We start from the raw sequence: 25,435 nt of genomic DNA, 5'->3' as shown, positions 1-25,435 counted from the left end.
AACTCACTGTTAACAACTAGCCGCGCACTATTCTCAAATAGCAGTAAAGTCGCTTTGGGTAATGGCCGCAGATGGAATCCCAGTCAATACAGCCAAGTATTCACCGCTTCTAGCAAGTCGAATGAAAGTGTCATTCGAGTTAGTGCCTGGGGATATCACGATCTGAGAAAAAGTCAAACCTATACCCAAGCCAATTCTATCCTGACCATCCACGAAATCAGTAATAATATCAGCGTTTTCCGGGTTGGGGCTGCCTTGGCCGGCAACCACTACAAAAATATCGCTGCCAGCACCACCTGTTAATGTATCTTTACCGATGCCGCTGTTGATGATATCGTTGCCAGCACCGCCTGCAATATTATTGGACAAATTGTTGCCCAATATTTCATCATCTCCCGGAGAACCGACCAGGTTTTCGAGAGAGAAGCTAAAAGCAACCGTGGTGCTAAAACTGTTAGTTGTCAATGTGATGGGAGGGAGAGGGTCGTTGTCAGTGCTGTTGGGGTTGGGAACAATATAGGTTGCGCCATTGAGGGCAATTTGTGTTGTATTTTGTCCTCCTTCATTCATGTCGAAGTAGTAACCGAAGGGAACGGCTGGCAATGCGGAAAAGTCAAATGTATCAATACCGCCGGCATCGAAAATAGTCTGTTTTAAGCCATTTCTTCCGCTGAGATCGGTAGGCCCGAAATTGCTGGTATTAAACCTATATGTTGTATCGGTTTCGTTTGCATAACCGGCACCATAAAGGTACTGCAAAGCACGGATATCGTAAGACATAGGTGTGCTTGCAAATGAGCCGTTATATGTTTGGGGAGGAGTATTATCGGTCATTACAGTATTTGTATTGTTATCCTTCCCAAAACTGAGAACGGGCTCAAAAACCGCAGGTAGAGTTTGTTTTTTGGGGTTTTGCAGCCCAAGAGCATTGCCAATTACGGAGAGCAAAGTTTGGTAGTTATAACTGCCAGGGCCTTGAGAATAATCAATGGTCGGATTTAAATGCACATCACCGGCCAAAGTCGTACCGGGGTTATCGGAAGGGGGATTGCCATAGCCCGGTACACCGCGCTGGCCAGGGCCGTTGGAAAACATAATTCTGATGCGACCGACATTGGGAGGCGTGTCTGCAACTTCAACCACATTGATGCCCAGAACCTCATCATACTGCCGCATGATATTGCGAACGTTGTTTTTAACCGATTCGGGTACTTCCCTAACGTTGCTCTCCGATCCTTCGTACAAAAAGGCACCGGCTGTGCCAACAAAACTATAGCTGAGAGTGCCATTAGCTGGGATGTCCCCCCATTCGCGCACGTTTTGAAGCCAGTTAGGTAAGGCTACTATGGTCACGGGGGGGTTTACTCTCAGGTCTAAAGCGTCGCCAGTTTCGTTTACGGCCAAAGGAAATAGTAGGGGGGCAATATCTTGAGGCTGGAATAAAACAGACGCCGATCGCGCTTCCACAAAACCGTTATTCTGAAAATGCACAAACGCATCCTTAAAACTCATTCCTCTGGCAGCCAAGTCCGGGTTGTTATCCAGATAATAAACAGGATTAAATAGAATCGATGGGCGGCGTCCCTCATTTACACCAAAATTTTGAAAGTGAGAAAACGCTTGGCGGTAACTCATCCCAGTTGCACGCAAATCGGTGTTGTTATCTAGATAGTATCGGACATCAAAAAATTGCGAAAACGGGCGTCTTTCATCCAATCCGTAACGTTGAAAATGCTCGAATGCTTCCCGCCTAGTCAGACCTGCGGTCACCAAATCTGGGTTGTTAGCTAGGTAGTAATCCAGGTCTAGATATGGTGAGAATTTTCTGCCTCGATCGTCCAGACCGAAGTTTTGGAAGTGTTCCAACAATTGCGTATCGGTAACTATTCCTTCCTCTGCCAAGTCAGGGTTATTGGTGCGATAAAAATCGGGGTCAAAAAACTGCGTAACAGCAGAACCTCCACCGCTTCCCCCACTTATACCAGAAGTTACCAATATCTCGAATAAATCTTTATTGCTCAGATTTGTAAAATCCGGATTGCTATTTCGATAGACATTTAGATCGATTACTGGCGAAAAAGTTCTTCCCTCAGCTAGACCAAAGTTTTGGAAATGTTCAAACAATTGTTCGTTGCTCAAACCTGCCAAATCTGGGTTGCTACTTCGGTACAAATTCAAATCGAAGAACTGTGAAAAAGCCTGTCCTCCCGGCACGCCAACGTCTTGCAAGTCTTGCCACAATTGTCTATTGCTGAGAGTCTCCGCTTTACCGTTGGCAACTCGATAGTAATTAAGATCGAAGAATGGTGAAAGGGAACGACCTTGATCCAGACCTTCGGTAATCAATTGTTCCTCTAATTGTTTGTCGCTCAGTCCAGCCAAGTCTCGATTTCTAGAACGATAAAAATCTAGATCGAAGAATGCTGAAGAAGGGCGTCCCTCCCTTAAACCAAAGTTTTGGAAGTGTTCCCACAATTGTTTATTGTTCAGTTGACCGAGGTCTCGGTTGGCATCTCGGTAGAAATCAAAATCAAAGTAGCGAGAGAAAGTACGCCCCTGCGGCAAACCAATAATTTGGAATTGCTCGAATAATTGTCTATTACTCAAGTTAGACAAGCTGGAGTTTTTAGATTTATAGTAGTTGAGATCGAAGAACAGCGAGGCAGAAAGACCCTGCTCTATCCCAGTAGTAAGGAAGCTTTCTAGCAATCCTTGATTAGTAGTGATATTACTTGTTAATTCAGAGTTTCTAGCCCGGTATATATCGAAGTCAAAATACGGCGAAAATTCACGTCCTTGGCCCATACCGGAAAGCTGAAAATGCTCGTACAATTGCCGATAATTCAGCCCTTGCAAATCTGAGTTATTATTTCGATAGTAATTAATATCGAATACTGGTGAGAAGGGACGAAAACCTTCAGCGACACCGAAATTTTTGAAGTGTCGAAACAAATCTATGTTATCGAAACCAGCTAAATCGGAGTTGGCGGATCGATAAAAATTTATATCGAAAAATTGGGAGAATTTGCGACCGTTTGGCAGACCGATGTTGATAAAATGATCTAATAACTGCCTGTTGTTTAAACTATTTAAGTCGGTATTGCTAAGTCTGTAGAAATTGGCATCGAAGTACGGCGAAAATCTGCGACCTTGATTAATGCCAAAATTCAGGAATTGTTGGTATAAATCCCGACTGTTTAAATAATTTAAGTCTGGATTGTTAGCTCGATAGAAATTCTCATCATATAGTTCTTGTATGCTTAAGGGGGAAGTAGCAGCTGTAGGCATAGTTTTTTCCTGGCAAATACAAACTGGTATTAAGTCGGTTTAGTGACTTCGCTTAACCTATGTCGTTGATTGTTCGTTGTTCCATTGTGAATAGGTTACTGCGATCGCATAACCACTCCAAATGGAACAACTTGACACATAACACAACTTTTCAACTTTTGTCCAACTCTACTTAGAATTCGCTTGGAAATAAGCAGGCGGATGTGCCAACACATTTCTAAACAAACGTGAAATCAGCATTAGTGATAGCGAAAGATGGAACGCCAGTAAGTACAGCTAAGTATTCGCCGCTGCTGGCAACTTGGATAATAGTATCGTTCGGGTTAGTGCCGGGAGTAATACGTAGGCGATCGAATCTCAAACCAGCGCTTAGACCGATCGAATCTTCACCATCCGTGAAATCGGTAATCACATCAGTCGAGCCCGGATTTGGCCCGCCATCGCCCGGAGCCAATACAAATATATCAGATCCGGGGCCGCCATTTAAGATATCTGCACCACGGGCACCTGTAATTACATCGTTACCTGCTGCACCTGCAATGTTATTGGAAATATTATTTCCCAATATTTCATCATCTCCCTGAGAACCGACTAAGTTTTCCAAAGTGAAACCAAAACCAATAGTTGTGCCAAAACTATTCGTAGTGAATATACCCTGAGCAGTGGAAGTTGTATAGGTAGAACCGTTGAGCGCCAGCTGTGTAGTGTTGTAACCTCCCTCATTCATGTTGAAGTAATAACCGAATAAAGTCGGGGGTAATGCTGAAAAATCAAATGTATCAATTCCGCCGGTATCCCAGATAGTGTTTTTTACTCCATTTTGTCCATTTGACTCTGCGCCAAAAAAATTGTTGACATTAAACTGATAGTTTGTGTCACCTTCATTCAAACTACTAAACCCATACAGTAACTGCAAGGCACGGATATCATAGGCCATCGGTGTACTGGCAAAAGAGCCATTGTAATTACCGGGAAAAAAGCTATAACCCATGACTGTGTTACTATCGTTATCCTTACCTGCAGCTAGAGGCGGGTTCCCCTCAAAAGGATGTCGCAAACCTAGCGCATGACCGATTTCGTGCAGTAAAACTTCATAGCTGAAACTGCCGGCACCAGTTGAAAAATCGATCGTACTTCTGTTAGGGTTCAAATGTACGTCGCCAGCAAGATTACCAGTAAAGTCGGTGGGGTCTCCGGGGTAGTAGGCATAAGCGAGAACGTTTCCTTCTCGCGATTGATCGCGTGGCCCGTTGGAAAACATGAACCGTAGCTGCCCGACGTTGGGAGGTCTGTCTGAAACTTCAACTAAATCGAAGGGCAGTATGTTGTCGTAAAGTTGCAGGATGTTGCGAATATTGTTCTTAATTTGTGGGGTCAATTCCGTCACGCCAGATTCTCGCCCTTCGTACAAAGGGGCGCTGGCAGAGGTGACGAAGCTGTATGTGAGTACCCCATCGGCTGGGATGTTCCATCTAAATGGCGAATTTTCTAATAACTGAGGGGCAGCTATTAGGTTTGGAATGCTTTCTAGAATAAAGGGCTCGATCGACCTTGGATCGAAGTAAACTGATGACGATCGCCTCTCGTTGATACCGGAGATTTGAAAGTGTTCAAAAGCTTGTCTGTTTGTATATCCCGCTCTTTTTAAGTCCTGATTATTCTCTAAGTAATATACCGGATCGAATATCAGCGAGGAGCGGCGTCCCTCATTCAAACCAATATTGACAAAATGATCGAATGCTTGCCGAGGAGTTAAACCTGCCGCTCTTAGGTCAGGTTGGTTAGCTAAGTAGTAATTAACATCAATAAAGGGTGAAAATCTGCGCCCTTCATCCAAACCGCGAGTTTGAAAATGATTGAACAATTCTTCATTGTCTAACCCTGCTAAAACTAAGTCTGGATTGCTTTCTCGGTAGTAGTTGATATCGAAAAATGGCGAAAACCTTCTTCCTTCTCTTAGGCCAATATTTAGAAAATGATCTGTTAACTGCTCGTTAGTGTAATCCGCATCATCCAAGTCTTGGTTGTTTGCTCGGTAAAAGTTGACATCAAATAGCGGTAAAAACGATCGCCCATCGTTTATGCCAGCAGTGAGAAATTGTACGAATAATTCTTTGTTGTCGAATCCGGCCAGATCGGGGTTATTCTGCCGATAGTAATTGATGTCTATTAACGGTGAAAATATTCTTCCTTCATAAATGCCATAATCGATCAGATGTTCGAGTAATTGGTTATTGTCTAAACCTGCCAGATCGGCGTAGCTTTGCCTATATAAATTCAGATCGACTACGGGCGAGAACGATCGCCCTTGGAAAAGCCCTTCGTTTAAAAACTGTTGTACTAATTGTCGGTTGTCGAAAAACCCTGAGATATCTAAGTTATTATTCCGATAATATTCAAAGTCAACAAACGGTGAAAATTGCAGTCTTGATGGAATACTACCTGCTTCTAAGAATCCATATGTTAATAAGTGATTTAAGGCTTCATCATCGCTAAGTTGGGCTAAGTCTGGATTATTTAGGCGATAGTAATTAGCATCAAATATTTGTTCTAGGGTTAAGCGAGTATCTCCGTTAGCCATGATTTCTCTACCTTTATAACACTAATCAAACCTGTAGATTTGTTGCACCCATATAATACCAAGTTGCGATCGAATGTTGAATATTCTCGTTCCAGAAGGGAAAGAAGGCGAGAGAAATATACTTGTAAGAATGCAACTTGGTATAACGCTACATAGATTAAGTTACCGTTGAGAGTTAGCGCAGTCACCTACAGACATAGCCTATCTCAAAAGTGGGAGTTAGAGTTCCAAGTTAACGTAGCGATCTGATAGAGCTAAATTTATTTATACCAGACCGCTTGACAAGGAAGCCGATTAGAATATTAAGCTTTTACCCAGGTAATCCGCAAGCTCAAGTTGCATTTGAAATATTTTTCTTGGCGCGTTGAGCGCGGGCATCAGCTGAAGCCATCACTTCAGCCATGTTTTCTAGCATTTCACCTGGGTGATTTTCTAAGACTCTGGTGGAAAGAGAAATACGACTTTTTCCTTCATCTAAATCGACTATGACTGCTTTAATCTGCTGACCGACCTGAAACAGATTTGGCAGCGATTCAATGTAGGTTTGGCTGATTTGTTTGATGTGGAGCAAACCGGTAGTACCTCCCAAATCGACGAATAAGCCGAAGGGTTTGATACCGCTAATTTTACCTTCTACTAGCTGTCCCAGTTCCATTTCGCTAAAGCGAGCGGATTGACTGGCTAAGCGCTGGGAAAGAACGAGTTTTTCGCGTTCGCGATCGAGTTCCAAAAAGCTGGCAGTTAAGGGTTGACCGATGAGTTCCTCCAGCTTGTCTTTATCTATTAAGTGACTGCGCGGAATAAAACCCCGTACCCCCTTAACATCGACGGTGACACCACCTTTGTTTACACCGGTGACTTTCACTTGTATTGTTTGACCGCTATCTTGCATTTCGGCCAACTTATCCCAAGTTTGCTTAATTTGTAGCTGCTTTAAAGAAAGGGTAACTTGTCCGTCTGCATCTTGCTCGCGGATGATTAAAAATTCGCGTTCTTCCCCTAATGGTAATAATTCGGACAAAGTAGTCGATCGTTTTAAGATAATCTCTTGAATGGGGAGAAAAGCGGAGGATTTAGCACCAATGTCTATATACACACCATCGCTGGCGTATTCAAACGCCTTGCCGCGTACCACCTGCCCTTTTTCAAAGTTGTAGTCGTGTGTTTCGAGGGCTTTGGCAAAATCATCCATAGAAAAGGATGAGTTATTGGCTTGAGAAGGCGTCGATTTGGGTTTCATCTTTCTTTTCGATCTAGGTAAATTTTGATTTAGTTGCTGGCGCGGCAGGGTTGATGGCACGGCTGATAGTGTAGTTTAACGATCGCACTGCTTGACTGACGATCGATCGCCTTGATACGATCGCTAAACTTGTTTTTGCTATGACCAAACTCCCAGGGCAGCTACCCCAAGCATTTTACCTTTGGCTGTAACAAGTTTTTATCTCAGTTTCGGCCTCTAAACGGGGAAAAGCTTCTACAACCTCTGGCACATCCTCACTAACTTCCACTTGCTACCAGGAGATTCGTTTGAAACAATTGCTTAACCTGAGCCCAAGCAGCTTCAGCTGCTGCTGCATCGTAGCTTCCGCGACGATCGCAGAAAAAACCGTGGTCAACTCCATCGTAGCGAAAGACGCGATGAGTAACCTGATGTTTCTCTAACTCTGCCTCAATTCGATCGACCTGTTCCGCTGGAATGCTGGCATCATCCATACCAAAGAAGGCGTAGAGGATGCCTTTAATGTCTTTTGTGCGGGTTATTGTCGGTTCGCCGCCACCAGGAGTAGAATTGGCGATACCAGCACCGTAGAATGAGGCAGTAGCTTTGATATCGGGTAAAGTCGCGGCAAGATAGGCCACGTGACCGCCAAAGCAAAAACCTATGCAGCCAATGCGATCGCCTTTTACCTGGGGCAGGCTTTTGAGATAATCTATCGTCGCCTGGATATCACCGAGCAACTCGGATGCTTTGGTTTGTTGCTTGTAGTCTCTGCCGATTTTAATGTCTTCTGGAGTGTAACCGGTCTCAAAACCAGGAGCGATGCGTTGGAAGAGTGCAGGTGCGATCGCTACGTAACCTTCCTTAGCAATTCGTGCCGTTACGTCTCGGATGTGTTCGTTTACTCCGAAGATCTCTTGGAATACTATCACCGCCGGGAAAGGCACCTGGCCGATCGGCTCTGCATAGTACGCATCAATTTGCAACTCCCCATTGGGTATTTTAACGTTAGATGTGCGAATCTCTAGGTCTGCCATCCTGTTTTACCCTCGTGATATCACCGTATAGATTTTAGATTGAGAAAGCTACGAATGCGATCGGCCACTTCTTGTACGCCTTTCTGCTTTTCACCCGCGTCTATGCGTATGCGATCGCCCGATTCTTCCGCAAGATAGATGTAGAAAGAATAACTGCTCTTCCATTTCCTCCAAGACGCTTCAAAAGCTGAAATAATTTTTCAGGTTTAATAATTGTGCATCAAACTACCATAAAAAGTTACATATTCATGCCAATAACCACTCTATTACACCTGCCCGTCAGGGTGGATATTAGCCATTATAATAAGCAATAATTTAGGCGATCGTCATACTTTATTTAAAATAAAAATCCAAGCGAACTATTTTTTGACTAATATCTATGTTGTGCTTCTATATTTAAAAATTCTCTTACAAACTCAGCCTTTTGTTCAGCGGAGCCCGCACTTTCTCAAAAAAGTATCGATTTGTGCGACTATTTTTAGCATTCGAGCGTAGGAACTTTTAATACCTCTCACAGCATAAACCATGAGTGTGAGTTTATTCTCTCATAGCAATAAATTTTCCAAAAGCCAAGATTGACCGATCGCATTCAGAATATCCATTTTCGATAGATCACCCGTTCTGGTAATGTTATTTTTCTCAGTATTCGGTATGATGCAGTTTCAGATAATCTGTGCTAACAAGTGCGGATTACCTACCCTAGAGGCGGTAAGCTGTTTGCAAGATAACAATACACTGGATATATAGACAAAAACACAATTTTATGGTGCCTACCGCCGCATTATCCCTTTAAAAACTCGATCGGAGTCCCTGGAGGCTCTAAGATGGTTCAATTTCATATTCAGCCAGATAGTGAAATCCCAGCATCAACACAGCTATTTAATCAAATTCGGTTTGCGATCGCATCCCGCCAGTTTCCCCCCGGACACCGCCTCCCCAGCACCCGCGCATTAGCCATGCAGACGGGTCTGCATCGCAACACCATCAGTAAGGTATACCGTCACTTAGAAGACATCGGATTGGTCGAGTCTCTGGCGGGGTCGGGTATTTACGTCCGCGCTCAAGGTAATGAAGGCGGATCGAGGCTAAAATCACCGATCGTCGAACAGTATCCCCAAGCCAACAAAATCGTACAGGAAAGCCTGGACAAACTACTTGCCGAAGGTTGCACTCTCAACCAAGCCAGAGAGCTTTTTTTGGGAGAAATCGACTGGCGCTTGCGTTGCAGTGCTAGAGTGCTAGTCACAGCTCCCAAGCAGGATATTGGCGTTGGCGAGTTGATGGTGCAGGAATTGGAACAATCGCTCAAAATTCCCGTACAACTCGTGCCTTTGGAGGAGTTAGGCGCATTTCTCGACCAAACTCATGGTGGTACAGTGGTGACCAGTCGCTATTTTATCGGAGAAGCAGAAGCGATCGTCGCACCCAAATCAGTCCGAGTTATCCCCGTCGATATCTACGACTACAGTTCGGAAATCCAGGTGGTCAAAAGCTTGCCAAAAGACAGCTGCGTCGGTCTTGTCAGTCTCAGTTCTGGTATCCTGCGAGCCGCAGAAGTCATAATTCACAGTCTCCGAGGTGACGATTTGCTAGTCATGACCGCTCAACGCGGAGACACCTACAAGCTTAACGCCTTAGTTCGCAGTGCCAGAACAATTATCAGCGATCAAGCTAGTTTTAGCACCGTAAAAGCGACAGTTGCAGATGCCAGAGACGATATGATTCGTCCGCCTCAGCTAATCTGCTGCGAAAATTACATTGGCGTTAAGTCGATTAATTTACTCAAACGCGAATTAGGATTGGGATGATATTCAGGAGCGATCGCACTTTTTACCTGTCCCAATGGCGGTGCGATCGCACATAATTAAACTATCCCCTCCCAAACGACAAATTACCAATGTCTGCAACCATTATTAAACCCAAACTAATTCTAGAGGAGTTCCTCAAACTTCCGGAAACTAAGCCAGGATCGGAATTTATCAATGGAGAAATCATTCAAAAAGATATGCCCCAAGGCGAACACAGCTGACTACAAGCTAAACTTTGCACCGTTATCAACGAAATAACTGAAACCCCAAAAATTGCCTACGCTTTCCCAGAACTACGCTGCACCTTTGGCGGTGACTCCATTATCCCTGACATATCTGTATTCCGCTGGGAAAGAATACCCATTCTCCCATCTGGCAAAATTGCTAACCGTTTTGAAATTCATCCAGATTGGGCGATCGCAATCCTTTCCCCTGAGCAAAATCAAACTAAAGTGCTTAGTAAATTATTGCATTGCTCGCGTAATGGCACTGAATTGTGTTGGTTAATCGACTCCGAAACTGAAACGATTCTAGCTATGTTTCCGGGTCAAAAAATAGAAATTTTTACAGGTTCTACTCAGTTACCCGTACTGGATGGAATTGAGTTGCAATTAACAGTCGAACAGGTTTTTAGTTGGTTAAACTTTAGTTCAATTAAACTCAGACTTAACCCCCAAAAACTCCTGCACTTTCTGCAAATAAGTTTCTGCATCTTCCAACATAGGAAAATGTGCAGTATTGGGAATAAGAGCATACTCCACTTTTTCGCTTAAAGCTGCCGCTTGTCGCCCCATTTCTGCCGGAATAATCAAATCGTATTCACCGGAAACTAAAAGAGTTGGTACTGATAATTTGGCAAATTCCTGCGGCATTACCTCAGATGCTTCTTTACTCACCGAAGTAAAAATTGTCCCTAAAGCGGCTTCGTAATCTGCTAAGAGAAAATCATCCAAAAATGCTTTACTCACCGCTCTTGGCAGGGGGCGATGTAAGAAACGCTTCATAAAGAAGATATCGGCTAAAGGAATTTTTCCCAGCCAACGGGGGCGGAATTTTACAACGTAGCCGCCGAATTTATGGAATGCTGCAAATGCTTTTTCGTCGTATTCAAAAATGCCGCTACAAGTTAAAATTGCTTTTTCTACTTTTTCTGGGTAACGATTCAAAAATAGGGTGGCGACAGAAGCACCCATAGAATGGGCATTGAGATAAATGCGCCCCAACTGCAAAGCGTTCAATAATTCTGCCAAGTCGTCGGCAAACTCTTCTAGTTCGTATGTTAATGTAGGTGCATCTGCTATAGCTTCTGGTAATGGCAAACGGGAACGCCCAAATCCGCGCATATCGTACAGCAAACAATCAAAATTATCTGCCAGCGCTTTTGCCGTACTTTCCCAATATCTACCGGAACCTGCCCAGCCGTGAAGGAAAATCATGACTGGCTTGGATTTATCTGCTGCAGGCGATCGAATCCATTCGTAATAATGATCGACGCCTCTTACCTGAATTAATGGCATTTTTAAATTTTCGATTTTGGATTTTGGATTTTGGATTTTCCATCGATCGTCTATTTATTGTAATTTCAGATTCTTGTCTGTTACAACCAATCTAAAATCTAAAATCTAAAATCTAAAATCCACTAGGCTGATTCTGGCTTAGGTAAAGAGGATGGATGGACAAGCAGTTCGGCGGTCGATCGCTTCTCTACCATTTCCTTTGTGATCGCACAACGAGTAACATCCTTGCGCGATGGCAGCTCGTACATCACATCCAGCATCAGTTCTTCTACAATTCCGCGTAGCGCCCTAGCACCAGTTTTGCGCCGATATGCTTCTTGCGCGATCGCCCGGATCGCATCCTGCTTAAACTCGAGCTGTACGTTGTCCATTTTTAGCAACTTCTGGTACTGCTTCACCAGCGCGTTGCGCGGCTGAGTCAAAATCGCCGTCAAAGTTTCTTCATCCAGCGGATCTACCACCGCAATCACCGGAATGCGGCCAATAAACTCCGGAATCATGCCAAATTTCACCAAGTCATCCGGTTCCAATTGCTTGAGAATATCCGCTGTCCGTTTTTCTTTCGATATCGGCTCTCCACCTTGGACAAAGCCCATTGACTTTTTGCCAATTCTCTGATCCACCACCTTTTCCAAACCGACAAAAGCACCGCCACAGATAAATAGGATATTGCTGGTGTCGATTTGGATGCAGTCTTGATATGGGTGTTTGCGTCCGCCTTGGGGAGGTACGTTTGCTACTGTCCCTTCGAGCATCTTCAGCAGCGCTTGCTGGACGCCCTCGCCGGATACATCCCGCGTAATGGAGGGATTTTCGCTTTTGCGGGCAATCTTATCGATTTCATCGATATAAATGATCCCTCGCTGGGCTTCTTCCACATCGAAGTCTGCCACTTGCAGCAGTCGCAGCAGGATATTTTCCACATCTTCGCCGACATATCCCGCTTCCGTAAGCGTAGTAGCATCTGCTACTGCAAACGGCACATCCAGGATATTGGCGAGAGTTTGGGCCAAAAGTGTTTTTCCGCAGCCTGTCGGCCCCATGAGCAGGATATTGGATTTTTGTATTTCTACCACTTCCTCTTGCCCTGCTTTCCCGGTGTTTTTCGCCTGCTGAAAGCTGAGGCGTTTGTAGTGGTTATATACTGCTACTGAAAGGACTTTTTTTGCTTCGTCCTGGCCGATTACGTGTTCGTCTAAATATTTTTTAATTTCTCTTGGTTTGGGAATTTGATGCAGGGAAAGATGGGACGATCGGTTACGCCGCTTTTGAGATGGTTCTGACCTTGGTGATGGTTGGGGAGATGTTGGCCCGGAATCCAACAGTTCCTCATCTAAAATTTCGTTACACAAATCTACACATTCATCACAAATGTAGACTCCCGGACCGGCAATCAATTTGCGAACCTGCTCTTGAGACTTGCCGCAAAAGGAACATTTTAAATGGGAGTCGTACTTGGGTGACATAGCTGCCTCTTATTGAAGTGCGTTGACAATCTCCTGAATATAATTCAAGAAATTCTTGGTTCATCGACACACCTTAAAATTAGCTATCCTTTGCAGGCAATTCTTAAACTAATTAACCGTACAAAATGCACCGATCGACTAGCTTAATTTAGCTAACCTCAGAGGGCTTGTCTCCCCAAGCGTACTAGAATAGTTTTTCTAGCGTTTTCCTGTGCCACAGGATACGTTTTAGAGTCTCAGTGTTCACTGGTGTGATTGTGGGAAGCTTTAGACTTCCGTAGCTATTCCCTAGCTATTTTTGCGGAGGTTTTCGCCACCCTCATGCCATTTTTTTTCCAAGCTGTCCGCTGTGTTTAATGTTTAGCGGTTTTGGCGGTTATTCTACCTGGGCATACTTAAATTCTATATCAACCTGTAAGGACTTTGACTGTGGATCGATTCGGACTCGATCGCATTTCATCCTCTGTCTTGAGACCGCTGGCTTAGACGCTGCCGTTATCGTTACTGAGGGAATTTCCTGATTTGGGAAGATTCTGCCTGGTGATGACCCCATCTACAATACCGTATTCTTTAGCTTCTACGGCTGACATAAAGAAGTCGCGGTCAGTATCGATTTCCAGCTTTTCCAGGGGTTGACCGGTATGATAAGCCAGTAATTCATTCAGCTTACGTTTGTGGTAGAGAATTTCCTTGGCTTGAATTTCGATGTCAACCGCCTGACCTTGGGCACCGCCTAGTGGCTGGTGAATCATGATCCGGGAGTTGGCTAGAGACATCCGCTTACCGCGAGTTCCCGCCGCCAACAAAAACGCTCCCATACTGGCAGCCAGTCCATAACAGATGGTGACAACATTAGGGCGAATTTGTTGAATGGTGTCATAAATCGCCATCCCTGCTGTCACCGATCCTCCTGGGGAGTTGATGTACAGTTGGATGTCTTTTTCGGGATCTTCTGCGTCTAGGAACAGCAACTGGGCCACAATGGAGTCGGAAACTTCATCGTCAATTGGCGTTCCCAAAAACACTATGCGTTCCCGCAACAGGCGCGAGTAAATGTCAAAAGCCCGTTCTCCCATACCAGACTGTTCGACGACCATAGGTACGACTGCCTCGGTGCGGTATGAGCCGTATACTGGCGAGTAGCGCCAACTGATTGGGGAGAGGTCAGGGGATTGAGATATGAGCATAAAACCTTATTAAACTTGTGCCTGTTGGTACTCGTGCTGTGAACTGAAAATGTAAAACGATCGCAACGACAACTATATTTGTTATAGCCAAGATCCACTGTGTTTGGCTATCTCTACCGGGGAAGTCTCACTTTTTGTATGGCCGAGATCGAAGGAATGCGATTTTCCTTTTGACGTGGTATAAATACTACTCTTGGCCGATCGCGATCTCGACATCCTTATATATGGGAAGCGACACCAAATTAAAAGTGAAATTCTATCTTGGCTGTTACTTGGGCGGTACTGCCGTACAAGCCATTTTTAGTTTTGCCACAGTATAAACGCGACAGAGCGCGTCTATACTCGGCATTTCTTTCGATCTCGGCAGCTCGGTGGAAGCTTTGCTGGCGGCTTATGCTTCTAGCTGTTCGCCTTGAGTTGGCAGTATTTCCGCTGCCGCAGGTGTTGAGGCATCGGTTGTGCTGGTTTCTACCTCAGCAGCCACCTCGACATCTGCGTTAGCTTCTGTTTCCAATTGCTTTTCTTCAGTAGCGGGGCTCAGAGAACCTTCTGGAACCAGTTCGATCGTGCTATGTTCTTCCAGCCAAGCGACGATTTTTTCTGTTAGCAGCTCGTTTTCAACAAATTCTTGCAATCTTTGCGGATCTATATCTTTACCATCACCGTATTCTTCCAGCAGTTCTTGCATCCGCGCTTTTACGGCTGCCGATTCTACTTCGATCGATTCCCGTTTGCCTATTTCTCGCAGTGCTAGAGTGCGCTTGATCCGATCGATCGCTTCCGGGCGCGATCGTTCTCGCAACTGCGGTATCATTTCCTGAGTAAACAGCCTCTTGATATCAATGCCCTGGTTACTCAGCCGCATTGCGGTTTGCGTCACCAATTCATTAATTTCTTCCTCTATCAGCGTTTGTGGCAGATCGACTTCCACCTGCTTGAGCAGTTCGTTCAGCAGCACTTCCTGCTTATTAGCTTTAGTTTTGCTTTCCGCTTGCTCCTGAAACCTCGATTCCAAGTGGGAGCGCAATTCTTCTAATGTTTGGAACTCGCTCACTTCATCGGCAAAGTCATCGTTGAGTTCGGGTAGCTCTTTTTCTTTCAGGTCTTTCAGCGTCACCTCAAACATCGCCGGCTTATCGGCCAAATCTTTTTGCGGATAGTCTGCGGGGAATTGGACGGAAATTTCTTTTGTTTCTCCCACATTCAGTCCAACTATGCCATCAACGAAACCTTTAATAAAGCGGCCTTCGGCTAACTCTACCTGAAAATCTTGGGCTTCTCCACCGGGAATTTCCCCACCTGCTTCACCTTCACCCTCACCAGCGCCAGTCAGCCGACCTTTAAAATCAACTACCGCTGTATCTCCCCATTGTGCCGGACGTCCCGATACTGGCACTAACGTGGCGTGTTCTTTACGACGCTCTTCTAAAAACTTGTCTACCGAGCTGGGATCGTACTTGACTTCTTCTGCCTTTAGTTGTAGACCAGTGTACTCTTTTAGGTTTACCACTGGCGGTACATCGACTGTCGCTGAGAAAGTCAGCGCTTTTCCAGGTTCAAACTGATTCACCAATCGATCGAAGTCAGAACGCAGCTGGTAGTTGCCAATAGCTTCGATCGACTCTTGTTTAATTGCTTCTTTAACTCCATCCCGAATTAGTTCTTCCAAAGCCGCTGCTTTTAGTCGCGTCGAGCCAAAGCGCTGTACCAAGATGTGGCGAGGAACCTTGCCTTTGCGAAACCCAGGGATGTTGGCCGAGCGGGCAAGGTCTTGAAAAACTTGCTCGTAAGCCTTTTTGGACATTTCGGGCGAAATTTCTATTTCCAAGCCAATCTGGCTCTGGGGAAGCTTTTCCTGGGTAACTTTCATGCCTATTTTTTGTTTGACGATAACTGCTGCAATTTTTCAAATCATACCGGGGCTGCAACGACAGATTCCAAGCCCTGTCTGGGATCGTCTGAGGTTAAAGAGCGGGTTATTTCACCCCCAACCCCAACTCTTGCAGTCTTCAGTAGTTGGTTGAGACCGACAAGGAAGGGGACAAGATAATTTTCCGCTTCATCGACGAGCAACTGGTGTCAGATCGCACTACCCCCCAACAGATCTCTCTCAGCGTGATATGCTGGTGCAAGCAACCGGCGATGGGATCTACCAACTTACCGTAGCTGGAAGCCTGTTAAGACTTCAGCCTCAAGGGAGGGAACATTTCCAGTCCCTTTGGTTTCCTATCTGATGATAGTACATCTGGATACTCATTTCTCACGATCGCTGGCGATCGTTTCAATTTTTGCCAGATAATTATGTAAAATTTATATAAGGGCTTAAAAACAAAAACCTGTTTTCTGAATACACCACAGTACATGACTCAATAAGATATATATATTAAAAAATATACTTATTTATGGGCGGAGTAGGGGTGAATTTCACCTACAAAGCTTCTCCCCCCGACTGATAACCAACACAAAGCTGCTCCTTTTTTATAAAAAGTCTCCGAATCCTAACATCGTCGGTAAAAACCGTCCCGACACACTATCAACCCTGTTGACTGTTTTAAATATCGCGTCCAAAATTGTCCTTATCTTAAAATCCCAAACGTCTTAAATCGTTCAAAAGGAGGAACCGAGTTTGTCAAAATCCTATCGAGTCGCCATCTTAGGAGCAACCGGAGCCGTGGGTACTGAGTTGCTGGAATTGTTGGCAAGTCGTAAATTCCCACTGGCCGATTTAAAACTTCTAGCTTCACCTCGCTCTGCCGGACGAACCATGCAGTTTGGCGAAGAACACCTGCCTGTTGAACCGGTGGGAGAACTTTCTTTCGACAACGTAGATATCGTTTTGGCTTCAGCAGGTGGTTCCACTTCTAAATTGTGGGCTCCCAAAGCGGTAGAGGCGGGTGCAGTAGTCGTCGATAACTCCAGCGCTTTCCGTATGGAACCGCAAGTGCCTTTAGTAGTTCCGGAAGTAAATCCAGAGGCGGCAGCCGACCATCGCGGCATTATCGCCAATCCCAACTGCACAACTATTTTGATGTCTGTCGCGGTTTGGCCTTTGCATCGGGTACAGCCAGTCAAACGGATGGTAGCGGCAACCTATCAATCTGCCAGCGGTGCAGGAGCTAGGGCAATGGAGGAAGTGAAAGAGCAAGCTAAGGCGATTTTGGCAGGCGAAACACCCCAAAAGGAAATATTTCCCTACCCATTGGCGTTTAATTTATTTCCCCACAACTCTAAGTTGAACAAATTGGGGTATTGTGAAGAAGAAATGAAAATGGTCAACGAGACGCGCAAGATCTTCGGCTCTCCAGAGATGAGAATTACGGCAACTTGCGTGCGAGTTCCCGTGCTGCGGGCGCACTCGGAAGCGATTAATCTAGAATTCGATCGACCTTTTTCTGTAGAAAAGGCGCGGGACATTCTCAGTCAGGCTCCGGGCGTGCGCTTAGTAGAAGATTGGCAGGCAAATTACTTCCCGATGCCCATAGAAGCCAGCGGTAAAGATGAGGTTTTAGTGGGGAGAATTCGTGAAGATATTTCTAACCCAGGTGGATTGGAATTTTGGCTTTCAGGAGACCAAATTCGCAAAGGCGCAGCATTAAATGCAGTGCAAATAGCAGAACTGTTGGTAGCAAAAAATTGGGTTCGGAAAGCAGCAGCGGCTGTTTCTGTTTAATTATCGTCATTTTAAGTAAGGATTTTGGATAAATTATTATTCTAAAATCCAAAATCTAAAATCCAAAATCTAAAATCTGTTGTTGAGGAGTTATTAAGAGTGTGGTAAGGTTTGGAAGAGTTGTAACGGCAATGATTACGCCGTTTAAACAAGACGGCAGCGTAGATTATGCTGTGGCAGAGCAGCTGGCAATCCATCTGGTAGATAACGGTTCGGAAGGCTTGGTAGTGTGCGGTACTACTGGCGAATCGCCAACGTTAACTTGGTCAGAAGAATACGAACTATTTCAGGTAGTAAAAAAGGCAGTAGGCGGTAAAGCAAAAGTGCTGGCAGGCACAGGTTCAAATTCGACAAGCGAAGCGATCGCAGCTACGCAAAAAGCCGCTAAGATAGAATTAGATGGTTCTTTGCAAGTTGTTCCGTACTACAACAAACCACCGCAAGAAGGGCTGTACCGGCATTTTGAAGCGATCGCGCAATCCACACCCGATCTGCCGATAATGCTTTACAACGTACCGGGTCGCACCGGTCAAGATCTGTTGCCAGAAACAGTTGCCCGCTTAGCTAAAATTCCCAATATCGTTGCCATTAAAGAAGCTAGCGGCAATCTGGATCGGGCAAGCCAAACAAAATGTTTAACTCCTCCGGAATTTGAGATATATTCAGGGGACGATTCCCTCACTTTACCAATGCTTGCAGTTGGCGGTGTAGGTGTAGTAAGTGTAGCCAGTCATGTGGTGGGAACGCAGTTAAAACAAATGATTGAAGCTTTTTTTGCAGGTAAAACTCAAGAAGCATCTCAGATACATTTGCAACTTTTTCCACTGTTTAAAGCTCTGTTTGCCACAACTAATCCGATTCCAGTAAAAGCAGCTTTGAAACTCCAAGGTTGGGATGTAGGTAGCCCCCGCCTACCTTTAAGCGAAGCAAGTACTGAAATTACTGAAAAATTAAAAGCTGTGCTAAAAGATCTTTCTCTGCTATAGCAGACACGATACTTATGCCAAGTTTTTAAACAACTGAATAATTTAGCTAATGGCTAATAGCTAATGGCTCGCAGTTCGCAGTTCATAGTTACTAACAATGAACGACGTTCGACGAACGATTGGCAACAGCAACTTTTTGAAACTTATCGTAAGGATGCAAATGACTAAAAACGGCAATTCCCCAACTATCAAAATTATTCCTCTCGGCGGTCTGCACGAGATTGGCAAGAATACTTGCGTGTTCGAGTACGACGATGAAATCGTGCTATTAGATGCGGGATTGGCTTTTCCCACTGAGGGAATGCACGGAGTCAACATTGTTTTGCCAGATTTGACTTATCTGCGGGAAAATCGCCACAAAATTAAGGGCATGATAGTCACCCACGGTCACGAAGACCACATCGGCGGCATTCCCTATCACCTCAAACAATTTGATATTCCGGTGATTTATGGCCCGCGTTTGGCGATGGCTTTGTTGCAAGGTAAACTGGAAGAAGCGGGTGTTGCTAACCGCACGGAACTGCGATCGGTTATGCCTCGCGACATTGTTCGCATCGGTTCTTACTTTTTCGCGGAATTCATTCGCAATACTCACTCGATTTCCGATAGCTTTACTGTCGCCATTCACACCCCGGCTGGCGTCATCATTCACACAGGTGATTTTAAAATTGACCACACTCCCGTGGATGGTGAATTTTTCGATCTGCAAAAGCTAGCCGAACACGGCGAAAAGGGCGTTCTGTGCTTGATTAGCGATTCCACCAATTCGGAAGTTCCCGGTCAAACGCCTTCGGAAAGGTCAGTTTATCCGAATTTAGACCGGATTTTCTCCCAAGCACCGGGACGCTTGATGGTGACGACATTCGCTTCTTCGGTACACCGGATCGGTATGATTTTAGAACTGGCGAAGAAGCACAATCGGGTGGTATCGGTCATCGGTAGATCGATGCTGAATGTGATTGCCCACGCTCGCAATCTCGGTTATGTAAAATGTGAAGACAATTTGCTGCAACCTTGGCACACTGTCCGCAGCTTACCCGATGAGAAAATTCTGATTTTGACAACCGGATCGCAAGGGGAACCGCTGGCGGCGATGACTCGGATTGCCAATCAAGAACATCCCCATATTAAAATCCGCAAGGGCGATACGGTAGTTTTCTCGGCAAATCCCATTCCGGGAAATACGATCGCAGTTGTGACGACGATCGATAAATTGATGATGCAGGGTGCTAACGTCATCTACGGTAGAGATAAGGGCATTCACGTTTCCGGTCACGGTTGTCAGGAAGACCAAAAGCTGATGATCGCTTTGACTCGTCCCAAATTCTTTTTGCCGGTCCACGGGGAACACCGGATGCTGGTGCAGCACGCCAAGACTGCTCAAAATATGGGCATTCCAGCAGAAAATATGGTGATAATCGATAATGGCGATGTGGTGGAATTATCTGAGGATAGCATCCGCATTGGTGGCAAGGTTCCCGCAGGTATTCAACTGGTCGATAACGCCGGTCTTCTGCACGACAGTATTCTCAAGGAACGTCAGCAACTGGCAGAAGATGGTGTTGTGACTGTGGCTAGTGCGATCGATTGGGAAGGCAAACTGGTGGCTAAGCCGGAAGTACACTTAAGAGGTGTGGTCACTACAGTGGAACGGTCTTTGCTGCAAAAGCTTGTCCAGCAGACGATCGAAAACTTGTTGAACGATCGCTGGCAAGAATTCGCTCGTTCTTTTGATGGTGAAGAACTGGAAGTGGACTGGGCTGGTTTGCAAGTCCAAATCGAACAAGCGCTACAGCGACTGCTGCGCCGCGAACTCCAAAGTCGTCCTTTGCTGGTCTTCTTGATGCAAATTCCCGATGCACCACCTCCAGCTAAAGCTACAGGTCGTCGCCGTCGCGTCACTGCTAGGGTCGCTTCCTAGTTTACTGGTTTGGCGATCGCTTGTTTTCTGGAAAGACGGTAAAGGGAAAATATTTTCCTTTTACCCTCTTTATGTCATCTACCCTTATACTGATTTATGCAAAATCAGGGCAAAAATTTTGCCCTACTCACTTGACAATTTTAAAAAAATGTTAAACTCTGTGTGGTAATGTAAACCTTTGCAATGCTCATCCCATTGTTATTGTTTCACCGTCTACCACGCAGAGTGTCTCTACGGCAATTAAGGAACTTGCCGGATTGCGCTCTAGTCAATTTACTTATGCTACCTCCAGTCAAAAGTTCCGTAATATTACTCACGCAAAACTTTTTGGGTTGTGGAAAATAAATTGTTATATACCATCTCTCTCTAAAGAGAGAGGAAAAATATCAACCCTAAGTTCAGTGTTTAAAACTCGATTGTCACTCAAACATCAACCAAACGGGTGTGACGATCCGGTAAATAAATTTGTCATGCTGTATTTAACCAACAGAGGAAAGCAGATCCTTAGTTGGCAAGAAGGAGAAGAAAAATGAGTGTAACTGATTCTACCATACAAAATCGTACTTTGACAACTTGGGCATGGATTGAGCCAGCAGATCTAGTAACCGCAACACCTTTGCAGCAGGGCCCAGCCAAGCAGAAATTCGATCTGCTGCAACCTTTGCGCCGAATGCTGGAGCGAGTAGATGTTAAAGATCGGGAACTAGCTCACCGCCTCTGCCAAATGATTCCGGCCCAGTGCCCCTTTGAACGGGATGTGAAAGTGTTCGGTCGTACCTTGTTTCACATTCCGCCGATGTGTAAGCTGAATCCGCTTTATGAGGAAGTAAGTACTTTGCGTTTCCGCGCTTTGTGCTACCTGGCGGATGAATGCGGCGAAGACGTATCCAGCTATTGCTAATCCTGGTTAATTAAGAGAAAGGGCTAATTTTCGTGGCTCTGCTAGTTGTTAGCGATCGGTTTCTTCAAGTTTCCTCATTAACTGCCGCTCCAACTCAATCAGATAATCTCTGCCGTAGGAGCCATTCTCCAAGGTTTCGATAAGATGAGATGGAAGATCCTGGGAGATTTCCTCACTACACGAACCTGCCGCTAGTGCGATCGTCGCTACCGTATCCACATCTCCCCCAAAGGAAATGCAATCCTTCAAGAGTTCGCTGAGAGAATTATTTCGCATCACTGCGGTAATTGCTGCCCTTACGCTCATCCAACCTTTCGATTTTACCTTTCCTTGCCACGGTTTCGACCATTGACCGGGTACGTACCCCTCGACAAACTGCCCTAGCTGACTTTTTGGCCCCAGCCGGTAAATAAAGTAATGGGATATGAGAGCAGCGGCTGTGGCGGCGTTAATTCCATCCGGCGTATTATGGGTGATGGCCGCCTGGATTTTTGCATATTCCATGACTTTCTCTACTGTCGGGAACACGCCGATCGGAGCAGCACGCATCGCTGCTCCGCTTTTGTCGCTCTAGGGTTTATTTTCGCTAAAAACTCTTCTCCATCGCGAATTTCGAGCAAAAAATGGTAAAATCTGTTGGCGTAACCTTCTCTGGGATCTCTTTTAAAGGCGGTGACAAACCATTTGGCAAGGACTTCCGGTGTCCAGGGCTCTCCAGCGACGATCGCTTCTGCGATCGCTATGCTCATCTGTGTATCGTCAGTATAACAGCCTGGTGTGAGCGGGTGGCTGGGATTCTGCACATATCTGCTCAAATCGTTGTAGCCAAGATTTATCATCTCATCAGCGTATTCAAAACCTGCACCGTAGGCATCTGCGATCGCTAATTCCAGCAACATAGATTTTTTTGTATTATTTTTGTAGCTTATGTAATATACATATCTGAATTTATAACTGGGAACTTGGATTAACAAATAATTTTATACTTCTTTACAGAAGATGAGCGATTACTTCCATTTTAAAATAGGCGAGCTATTGCTAAATAAATAAGCGCAAAAGTTTGTGAAGTAAGGGTTTTGCGAAATTAGAGAAAAATTTTAGCACCTGATAGCAGCCAAAAAGTAAAGTTTAGTTGCACAGGCTTGCTGCCTTTTGGTGTGGGTGGTAAATTAAGAATTGAAGCAAGAAAAGCTTCCCTGGCAGACCAAACAGCCAAGTGAAACTGAGTTAAGAGGAAAAAAGCGCTGTTTAATTTTAATCTGTCTCGTCCAAATACAATAACACCCAACCCAGAAGTTGATATTTCCTAAAATGGTTGATAGAGAGCGATAGAACTGATTGATTGTACCGAAATTCGGTGAATTGTTAAATCAGTGCAACTCTAGATAGAATTACCAAAGAGAAGGAAATCACTCAGCAAGTAAGGGCTTGGGTGTTGTTGTATTTAAGAGAGAATTTGATAGGGCGACATGGCCATAATTGCTCTGAGAGCTTGGTATCTGGAAAAGTACGAGCCAGTCAAAGAACTGGAAAAGCGCCCCCAAGACTTGCGCCTTAGCAAAAACAGTCTGTTGAAAACTGGTTTGCGAGCCGACTTTTTAGAAGACAGCGAAGAAGTGAAACGATCGGCTTGGTTTGGGCGCTACCTGGATGGGGAAATAGTTGAGTTTTACATAGAAGGGAGCGGCGGATATGCCATCTCCAACATAGATTTGAGCAGTCACGAAATTTACTTCACCAAACAAGCGGTGATGGGGCAGTTAGATCCAATTATCTTTTTGTGCTATCAAACTGAGTATGCAGCCGCCAGCGAAGCACTGCGACAAGAACTGCGGCAAACCCTGGAAAAACTCAACAAGCGATCGCGCTTGCCCCTTAAATTAGAAGAATCCCAACGTCCCACGGATAGTCCCATCCGGCTGAACAGCTCGGTAATGCGTAAAATACGTAAAAGCTTGTTGTTTATAGCTGACGGTACACCGATCGCTAGCATTGAAGGCACGGGAACCGCTCGCCAGATCTTACCCAGCCCCAAAGTTTGCTTGGAAGTAGGCTACGCTCTCCAAAACAAGCGAACAGAACAAATCTTGCTAGCCCAGATGGAGCGAAAAGATATGGCAGGGGTTTATCCGTTCGATTTACCCAACTATCAACAGCTATTGTTTAAAAACGAGGCAGAATTGGCTAAAATGCTTCCTCAAGTCATCGAGGCGCAATTGCAGCGGTTTAATTTATTTTCCCAATCTGCTTGAGGACAGAGAGCCGATCGAAAAAATACTTGGGTTCAAAAGAAAGCGGGTTTCTGGGAACGGAAATCGATAATATAGTTTGGGAACAATCACACAAACCTGATTTTGGCTCCGAGAAAGACTTTTTGGATTGCAGTCCCCGATGCAGCCCATAATATTTTCGATGCAGTAAACATAATTCAAGCTTATGCCCAGAACTCCTGACGAATTTGCCGTACACCTTTTACTAGAGGGTGGTCACCGGGAAGAAGTTCGTTTTAAGACTATTCAAGAATTCCAAAAATGGTATAGTGGCGAGCTGGTGCCGAAATCAGCCTCGAACGACTTTATCAACGTTCCCCTGAAAACAATTGAGGGAGAGTATATGGTGGCGCGTCCATCTAGAATTGTGGCTATTCGCGTCACACCAATCTATAAATCCAGTATCGATCGCTCCTACGTAGAATGATAAAGACTCTGGCTTCTGTCGCCCTCAGTTTGGGCATTGCATTCGGTACTTTTTTGCCGGTTCTTTCCATTGTGCCCCTGCAAGTTGTCAGTCCGGACAGACAAGAAGAATTGGGATTGGATGAGCAAATCTGGCGGAATTACGGCCAAAAAGGGGATAGACAAGCGCTTTTGACTGCCATTGACCACAGTCTGACCTATTTGCGATCGCCGAGAGCAATAGCAGCCTACCGACGATATCCGGTGCGTGGAATTACACGCGATCGCGTAATTCGCAGTTTAGAACGTTTCCGCGAGTTAGTACTCTCTTCCAACTCGCCAGAAGAACTGCAAGCTGCTGTGCGAGAGGAGTTTGTGTTTTACCGTGCGACTGGAAAAGATGGACGGGGAACTGTCGGTTTCACAGGTTATTTTGAACCTACCTACACAGCCAGTCGCGTCCCCACACAAGAGTATCGTTATCCACTATATCGGTTACCCCCCAACTTCAGTCGCTGGTCCCGTCCGCACCCCACCCGACTTCAGCTCGAAGGTGCAGATGGACTGTCGGGAGACGGTCGCTTGCGCGGTTTGGAATTAGTTTGGTTGCGCTATCGTTTGGAAGCTTTTCTGGTACAGATACAAGGTTCCGCACGACTGCAAATGACCGATGGTAGCATTATGACAGTCGGTTTTGCCGGTAAGACCGATCGACCTTACAGAAGTGTCGGTCGAGAACTGGTCAACGATGGCAAAATGAACCTGGCAGGCTTGACCTTACCGAGAGTGATCGAATATTTCGATTCATCGCCAGAGGAATTGAATCGCTATTTGCCGCGCAATCCCGGTTTTGTGTTTTTCCGGGAAACAGGCGGTGCTGCTGCAACGGGTAGCTTGTCTGTGCCGGTAACTGCGGAACGTTCCATTGCCACCGATAAATCTTTAATGCCGCCCGGAGCTTTGGCCCTAATTCATGCCCAGATACCTTTTCCCAATCGCAACGGGGAATTAGAGCAACGACGAGTCAGTCGTTACGTCCTGGATCAGGATACCGGCGGAGCGATTAGAGGGCCAGGTCGGGTGGATATTTTTATGGGCACAGGGACTGAGGCAGGCGAGCGGGCTGGTAGAATTAACTCGAATGGAGAACTTTATTATCTGCTCGTAAAAAATTGATCT

17 protein-coding genes and 2 pseudogenes are annotated in these 25,435 nt (G+C 45.3%); 9 read left to right on the top strand and 10 right to left on the bottom strand.

Annotated elements, in window-relative coordinates:
- Positions 1-33: 33 nt before the first annotated feature.
- The 5 genes from H6G03_RS10800 to H6G03_RS10785 form a co-directional block, all read right to left on the bottom strand.
- Positions 34-3,288, bottom strand: coding sequence for a M10 family metallopeptidase (locus tag H6G03_RS10800; protein WP_190464376.1), 3,255 nt, complete (start codon positions 3,286-3,288; stop codon positions 34-36).
- Positions 3,289-3,505: 217 nt separating this feature from the next.
- A complete protein-coding gene (locus H6G03_RS10795; protein ID WP_190464375.1) occupies positions 3,506-5,869 on the bottom strand; it encodes a M10 family metallopeptidase in 2,364 nt (787 codons plus the stop codon).
- A gap of 331 nt (positions 5,870-6,200) precedes the next feature.
- Positions 6,201-7,109 (bottom strand): S1 RNA-binding domain-containing protein, encoded by a 909-nt coding sequence (locus H6G03_RS10790; RefSeq protein WP_190464374.1) that lies wholly within the window; start codon positions 7,107-7,109, stop codon positions 6,201-6,203.
- A 13-nt stretch (positions 7,110-7,122) separates the two neighbouring features.
- Positions 7,123-7,257 (bottom strand): hypothetical protein, encoded by a 135-nt coding sequence (locus tag H6G03_RS38770; protein WP_255512214.1) that lies wholly within the window; start codon positions 7,255-7,257, stop codon positions 7,123-7,125.
- Between the two features lie 109 nt (positions 7,258-7,366).
- Positions 7,367-8,125: a dienelactone hydrolase family protein gene (locus H6G03_RS10785; RefSeq protein ID WP_190464373.1), complete on the bottom strand. Its 759-nt coding sequence runs from the start codon at positions 8,123-8,125 to the stop codon at positions 7,367-7,369.
- Positions 8,126-8,949: 824 nt separating this feature from the next.
- Here H6G03_RS10785 and H6G03_RS10780 point away from each other — a divergent pair.
- Both H6G03_RS10780 and H6G03_RS37915 read left to right on the top strand, forming a co-directional pair.
- A complete protein-coding gene (locus tag H6G03_RS10780) occupies positions 8,950-9,933 on the top strand; it encodes a GntR family transcriptional regulator (protein ID WP_190464372.1) in 984 nt (327 codons plus the stop codon).
- 89 nt (positions 9,934-10,022) lie between these two features.
- Positions 10,023-10,580: pseudogene (locus tag H6G03_RS37915) on the top strand (Uma2 family endonuclease); the annotation flags it as partial.
- 3 nt (positions 10,581-10,583) lie between these two features.
- Here H6G03_RS37915 and H6G03_RS10775 read toward each other — a convergent pair.
- From H6G03_RS10775 to tig, 4 genes are all read right to left on the bottom strand, one after another.
- Positions 10,584-11,450 (bottom strand): alpha/beta fold hydrolase, encoded by an 867-nt coding sequence (locus tag H6G03_RS10775; protein ID WP_190464371.1) that lies wholly within the window; start codon positions 11,448-11,450, stop codon positions 10,584-10,586.
- 122 nt (positions 11,451-11,572) lie between these two features.
- A complete protein-coding gene (gene clpX / locus H6G03_RS10770) occupies positions 11,573-12,916 on the bottom strand; it encodes an ATP-dependent protease ATP-binding subunit ClpX (RefSeq protein WP_190464370.1) in 1,344 nt (447 codons plus the stop codon).
- 482 nt (positions 12,917-13,398) lie between these two features.
- A complete protein-coding gene (gene clpP, locus H6G03_RS10765; RefSeq protein ID WP_190464369.1) occupies positions 13,399-14,103 on the bottom strand; it encodes an ATP-dependent Clp endopeptidase proteolytic subunit ClpP in 705 nt (234 codons plus the stop codon).
- Positions 14,104-14,494: 391 nt separating this feature from the next.
- Positions 14,495-15,973: a trigger factor gene (gene tig / locus H6G03_RS10760; protein WP_190464368.1), complete on the bottom strand. Its 1,479-nt coding sequence runs from the start codon at positions 15,971-15,973 to the stop codon at positions 14,495-14,497.
- A gap of 756 nt (positions 15,974-16,729) precedes the next feature.
- Here tig and H6G03_RS10755 point away from each other — a divergent pair.
- From H6G03_RS10755 to H6G03_RS10740, 4 genes are all read left to right on the top strand, one after another.
- The gene (locus tag H6G03_RS10755) at positions 16,730-17,773 is read left to right on the top strand and encodes an aspartate-semialdehyde dehydrogenase (protein ID WP_190464367.1); all 1,044 of its coding nucleotides are present in this window, start codon (positions 16,730-16,732) and stop codon (positions 17,771-17,773) included.
- Positions 17,774-17,874: 101 nt separating this feature from the next.
- Positions 17,875-18,759, top strand: a complete 885-nt coding sequence (gene dapA / locus H6G03_RS10750) for a 4-hydroxy-tetrahydrodipicolinate synthase (protein WP_190464366.1) — start codon at positions 17,875-17,877, stop codon at positions 18,757-18,759.
- A 160-nt stretch (positions 18,760-18,919) separates the two neighbouring features.
- Positions 18,920-20,680, top strand: coding sequence for a ribonuclease J (locus tag H6G03_RS10745; protein ID WP_190464399.1), 1,761 nt, complete (start codon positions 18,920-18,922; stop codon positions 20,678-20,680).
- A 529-nt stretch (positions 20,681-21,209) separates the two neighbouring features.
- Entirely contained in the window at positions 21,210-21,581 is a 372-nt protein-coding gene (locus H6G03_RS10740) for a Mo-dependent nitrogenase C-terminal domain-containing protein (protein ID WP_190464365.1), read from the top strand.
- 48 nt (positions 21,582-21,629) lie between these two features.
- Here the strand turns inward: H6G03_RS10740 and H6G03_RS39750 are convergent.
- Positions 21,630-22,480, bottom strand: a pseudogene (locus tag H6G03_RS39750) (ADP-ribosylglycohydrolase family protein).
- A 570-nt stretch (positions 22,481-23,050) separates the two neighbouring features.
- Between H6G03_RS39750 and H6G03_RS10730 the strand changes: the two are divergent.
- From H6G03_RS10730 to mltA, 3 genes are all read left to right on the top strand, one after another.
- The gene (locus H6G03_RS10730) at positions 23,051-23,833 is read left to right on the top strand and encodes a hypothetical protein (RefSeq protein ID WP_190464364.1); all 783 of its coding nucleotides are present in this window, start codon (positions 23,051-23,053) and stop codon (positions 23,831-23,833) included.
- Positions 23,834-24,017: 184 nt separating this feature from the next.
- On the top strand, positions 24,018-24,278 hold the full coding sequence (locus H6G03_RS10725) for a hypothetical protein (protein ID WP_190464363.1): 261 nt from the start codon (positions 24,018-24,020) through the stop codon (positions 24,276-24,278).
- Positions 24,275-25,432 (top strand): murein transglycosylase A, encoded by a 1,158-nt coding sequence (gene mltA, locus H6G03_RS10720; protein WP_190464362.1) that lies wholly within the window; start codon positions 24,275-24,277, stop codon positions 25,430-25,432. The genes H6G03_RS10725 and mltA overlap by 4 nt, the downstream gene beginning before the upstream one ends.
- Positions 25,433-25,435: the final 3 nt, after the last annotated feature.

This window comes from Aerosakkonema funiforme FACHB-1375 (assembly GCF_014696265.1).
GTDB classification, from domain to species: domain Bacteria; phylum Cyanobacteriota; class Cyanobacteriia; order Cyanobacteriales; family Aerosakkonemataceae; genus Aerosakkonema; species Aerosakkonema funiforme_A.
The sequence above is the reverse complement of the archived record's forward strand: the minus strand, read 5'-3'. Positions and strand labels throughout refer to the sequence as shown.

Bases quoted from the DNA above. Each gene is read 5' to 3' on its own strand.
- clpP (WP_190464369.1), bottom strand. From the start codon at position 14,103: ATGCTCATATCTCAATCCCCTGACCTCTCCCCAATCAGTTGGCGCTAC.
- mltA (WP_190464362.1), top strand. From the start codon at position 24,275: ATGATAAAGACTCTGGCTTCTGTCGCCCTCAGTTTGGGCATTGCATTC.
- clpX (WP_190464370.1), bottom strand. From the start codon at position 12,916: ATGTCACCCAAGTACGACTCCCATTTAAAATGTTCCTTTTGCGGCAAG.
- H6G03_RS10795 (WP_190464375.1), bottom strand. From the start codon at position 5,869: ATGGCTAACGGAGATACTCGCTTAACCCTAGAACAAATATTTGATGCT.
- H6G03_RS10740 (WP_190464365.1), top strand. From the start codon at position 21,210: ATGAGTGTAACTGATTCTACCATACAAAATCGTACTTTGACAACTTGG.
- H6G03_RS10790 (WP_190464374.1), bottom strand. From the start codon at position 7,109: ATGAAACCCAAATCGACGCCTTCTCAAGCCAATAACTCATCCTTTTCT.
- tig (WP_190464368.1), bottom strand. From the start codon at position 15,973: ATGAAAGTTACCCAGGAAAAGCTTCCCCAGAGCCAGATTGGCTTGGAA.
- H6G03_RS10800 (WP_190464376.1), bottom strand. From the start codon at position 3,288: ATGCCTACAGCTGCTACTTCCCCCTTAAGCATACAAGAACTATATGAT.
- H6G03_RS10775 (WP_190464371.1), bottom strand. From the start codon at position 11,450: ATGCCATTAATTCAGGTAAGAGGCGTCGATCATTATTACGAATGGATT.
- H6G03_RS10745 (WP_190464399.1), top strand. From the start codon at position 18,920: ATGACTAAAAACGGCAATTCCCCAACTATCAAAATTATTCCTCTCGGC.
- H6G03_RS10785 (WP_190464373.1), bottom strand. From the start codon at position 8,125: ATGGCAGACCTAGAGATTCGCACATCTAACGTTAAAATACCCAATGGG.
- H6G03_RS10780 (WP_190464372.1), top strand. From the start codon at position 8,950: ATGGTTCAATTTCATATTCAGCCAGATAGTGAAATCCCAGCATCAACA.
- H6G03_RS10730 (WP_190464364.1), top strand. From the start codon at position 23,051: ATGGCCATAATTGCTCTGAGAGCTTGGTATCTGGAAAAGTACGAGCCA.
- H6G03_RS10725 (WP_190464363.1), top strand. From the start codon at position 24,018: ATGCCCAGAACTCCTGACGAATTTGCCGTACACCTTTTACTAGAGGGT.